The sequence below is a fragment of the Phenylobacterium sp. 58.2.17 genome (genome assembly GCF_026411515.1).
GTDB lineage: Bacteria > Pseudomonadota > Alphaproteobacteria > Caulobacterales > Caulobacteraceae > Phenylobacterium.
Window position 1 is genome coordinate 1 of record NZ_JAPMTQ010000112.1, and the last position, 584, is coordinate 584.

The following is a 584-nucleotide window of genomic DNA, read 5'->3' on the forward strand; positions in this document are numbered from 1 at the left end:
GTGGTGACCGGCCGGATCGAAAAGGGCATCGTGAAGGTCGGCGAAGAAGTCGAGATCGTCGGCATCCGTCCGGTTCAGAAGACGACCTGCACGGGCGTCGAAATGTTCCGCAAGCTGCTGGACCAAGGTCAAGCCGGCGACAACGTGGGCGTGCTGCTGCGCGGCACCAAGCGTGAAGACGTCGAGCGCGGCCAGGTGCTGTGCAAGCCGGGTTCGATCACCCCGCACACGAAGTTCGTGGCCGAGGCCTACATCCTGACCAAGGAAGAAGGCGGCCGTCACACTCCGTTCTTCACCAACTACCGTCCGCAGTTCTACTTCCGCACGACGGACGTGACCGGCATCATCCGCCTGAAGGAAGGCGTTGAGATGATCATGCCGGGCGACAACGCCGAGCTGGACGTCGAGCTGATCACCCCGATCGCCATGGACCAAGGCCTGCGCTTCGCCATTCGCGAAGGCGGCCGCACCGTCGGCGCCGGCGTCGTGGCCAAGATCGTCGAGTAAGCGATCTAAGCCACGGTCGACAGACCTCAAGATCAGGCCGCCGAGGGCAACCTCGGCGGCCTTTTCGTTGGCCGGAT

Annotated in this window: 1 protein-coding gene; it reads left to right on the top strand. The window is 63.7% G+C overall.

Annotated elements, in window-relative coordinates; translation table 11 throughout:
- Positions 1 to 507, top strand: a 507-nt coding sequence (locus tag OUA97_RS23285; protein WP_267234451.1) for an EF-Tu/IF-2/RF-3 family GTPase, incomplete at its 5' end; no start/stop codon positions are given.
- Between the last annotated feature and the right edge of the window lie 77 nt (positions 508 to 584).